At 39.2% G+C, this 2094-nt stretch carries 3 protein-coding genes and 4 pseudogenes; 1 reads left to right on the top strand and 6 read right to left on the bottom strand.

The window, feature by feature from the left end:
• Positions 1-86 (bottom strand): annotated as a pseudogene (locus A1SC_RS26280) (hypothetical protein); the annotation flags it as partial.
• Between the two features lie 22 nt (positions 87-108).
• On the opposite strand from A1SC_RS26280, the pseudogene A1SC_RS25980 reads away from it, so the two are divergent.
• A pseudogene (locus tag A1SC_RS25980) lies at positions 109-231 on the top strand (toxin SymE, type I toxin-antitoxin system family protein); the annotation flags it as partial.
• Positions 232-333: 102 nt separating this feature from the next.
• On the opposite strand, the gene A1SC_RS02045 reads toward A1SC_RS25980, so the two are convergent.
• From A1SC_RS02045 to A1SC_RS26270, 5 genes and pseudogenes are all read right to left on the bottom strand, one after another.
• Positions 334-690, bottom strand: a complete 357-nt coding sequence (locus A1SC_RS02045; RefSeq protein ID WP_016262911.1) for a hypothetical protein — start codon at positions 688-690, stop codon at positions 334-336.
• Positions 691-1050, bottom strand: coding sequence for a hypothetical protein (locus A1SC_RS25975; RefSeq protein WP_016262910.1), 360 nt, complete (start codon positions 1048-1050; stop codon positions 691-693).
• Positions 1051-1112: 62 nt separating this feature from the next.
• A pseudogene (locus tag A1SC_RS26275) lies at positions 1113-1206 on the bottom strand (RHS repeat-associated core domain-containing protein); the annotation flags it as partial.
• A gap of 86 nt (positions 1207-1292) precedes the next feature.
• Positions 1293-1613 carry a hypothetical protein gene (locus A1SC_RS02050; protein ID WP_016262909.1) on the bottom strand — a complete coding sequence of 107 codons (321 nt, stop codon included), beginning with the start codon at positions 1611-1613 and terminating at the stop codon, positions 1293-1295.
• A 303-nt stretch (positions 1614-1916) separates the two neighbouring features.
• Positions 1917-2094, bottom strand: a pseudogene (locus A1SC_RS26270) (RHS repeat-associated core domain-containing protein); the annotation flags it as partial.

Below are 2094 nucleotides of genomic sequence, written 5' to 3'. Positions count from 1 at the left end.
GCTTTGTCGTAATAATAATGGTCATGGTCGTACATCTGCCCCGTACGACCGGTCAGCCAGCCGCTCCGGTCATAGCTGAACACCAGGCAGCCTGTCATTAATGCCACTGGGTGGCTGACCATCATCGCTGACAGCGACGAAGTGCAGGAACTGAGGAAGGAACTTTATCAGGTTAAACCGTCTGTTAAGGGGATGCGGAACAGGATGTTTAGTGTGCTGAACGAGAGTTAAATATAAAAACCAGGAAGATTTAATATTCTTCCCGGTTTCCATCTACTTCAATTGCGAGGAAACAAAACGACTGCTAGTGAGGTATTGTTGTTTATCAACATACTATCTGCTCTCTTCAATACACTCTTCACTAATGAGAAATAGTTTATCAAAATGATTAAAAATATTTTTCATGGATTTGTATCTACTTAATTTATCTGCATTCTTTCCATTAATGAATGACACTTTTATTAATGTTTTGAATTTTTTATTTTCTTCATCTAACCATTCATCAGATATAGGGATGTAATTATCTGTAATCATCAACTTATCTGCGTAAAGCCCAGAGTATGAAAAATATAAACCAAAGTAACAACTATCATATTCAGAGCAAGTTATATCCCATTTATCATCAAGTAATTTACTTATCTCTTCTTTAGTAATTTCGCTACCGTATTTAAGAAAATATGATTTCTTCATTTATAAACCACCACATTTCCCTGGGATTCTAATCCCTTTTCCTTTAGCTTTGATTTCCGCAGGAGATGCAAAAATCATTGCATTCACCGGCCGACCACCTGACATTCTGGATAATTTTTGTAAAATATCATCAATCCCCAGAGATTTTGCTATATCGCTACCCATATCAATTGGCCCTGTTCTCCCACCTTTTCCGATACCTAATTGTTCAGCACGTTTATATAATTCGGGATGTGAAATAGCAACATCAAAATCACTAACTCTACCGACATCAAAAGGTTGACCTGTAGAAAAACTAACCCCTGATACAGAACTACCTTGCATATAGGAAACTGCGCCGGGATATCCCAGTTTACTCATTCCAGCCTGCAAGGTTTGACCAAATTGATTAAATTGCCCATAGCTCTTAAAACCATACGGTATGCCTACACCAGATAAGCCAAACGGGTCGATCCATGATAGCGGATTCGGCGCATAAGCATACAGGTTTAATCCGCCTCTCAGCCCTATCGGATCAAGAAAGCAAATCTAACCATTTCCCCGTTCATACCAGATGTTCGGGTCGTAACTTAGTACGGTTTCCCCATTATAAATACAACAATCTAAGTGAAAACATTAATATCATCAAGCGCATCTTCAGCTCTTGACGATATTACCTCATTTGAATTTTCCATTTTCTCTTTTAGAAATGGAATGACTTTTCCTTTATCTATTTTACCATTTATTCTTGCCAAGTGCCCAATGCAAGTTAAAGCAAGTCCACATATATCACCATTGGAATTATTAGCCATCCTCATGAATACTTCTTCAGACCATGAAATATCTTTAACATTGTAGGCTATATAAAGGAGTGTCTCAGCTACTTGCTTTTCATCTTCAGAATTAAGCAGTTTTTCAAGATGCAATTTATCTTTATTATTCACAAATCCTTCCTTTTCTCGTAGTCTTACCCGCCTTAATCAGGGCAGATTGCTGTTTATTATCAAGAGCATCCCACTCACGTACATGACCATGGTACTCATCCACATTATCTGACAAAGAACGAGTTTTATCTAATACCACGATTTCATTGTTAGCAGCGTCTACACCAACACGTCTCGGTGATGTGGGTTTTACTTGAACAGAATTATCTAAAGCGCCTTGACCATTTGTAGGGGCACGACTTTTTACTGAATTATCAGTTGTACCATGATAAGGAGCATCTTTATAGACATTAACCTTATCACCACTTAGCCCCAGCGGATCGATCCAGCTAATTGGATTCGGCGCATATACATATAAGTTTAACCCGCCTCTTAGCCCTATCGGGTCCTGGCTGATAAACCGCCCACACTCCGGCGCATAATATCTGAACAGATTGTAATGCAGCCCCGTTTCTTCGTCAAAGTACTGCCCCGGCAGTCG

It is taken from the genome of Escherichia sp. KTE52, from assembly GCF_000408325.1.
In the GTDB taxonomy this organism is placed as follows: domain Bacteria; phylum Pseudomonadota; class Gammaproteobacteria; order Enterobacterales; family Enterobacteriaceae; genus Escherichia; species Escherichia marmotae.
The sequence above is the reverse complement of the archived record's forward strand: the minus strand, read 5'-3'. Positions and strand labels throughout refer to the sequence as shown.

What these genes read in the sequence shown, in the direction of transcription:
- A1SC_RS02045 (WP_016262911.1), bottom strand. Translation starts at nt 690, where the DNA reads ATGAAGAAATCATATTTTCTTAAATACGGTAGCGAAATTACTAAAGAA.
- A1SC_RS25975 (WP_016262910.1), bottom strand. Translation starts at nt 1,050, where the DNA reads ATGAGTAAACTGGGATATCCCGGCGCAGTTTCCTATATGCAAGGTAGT.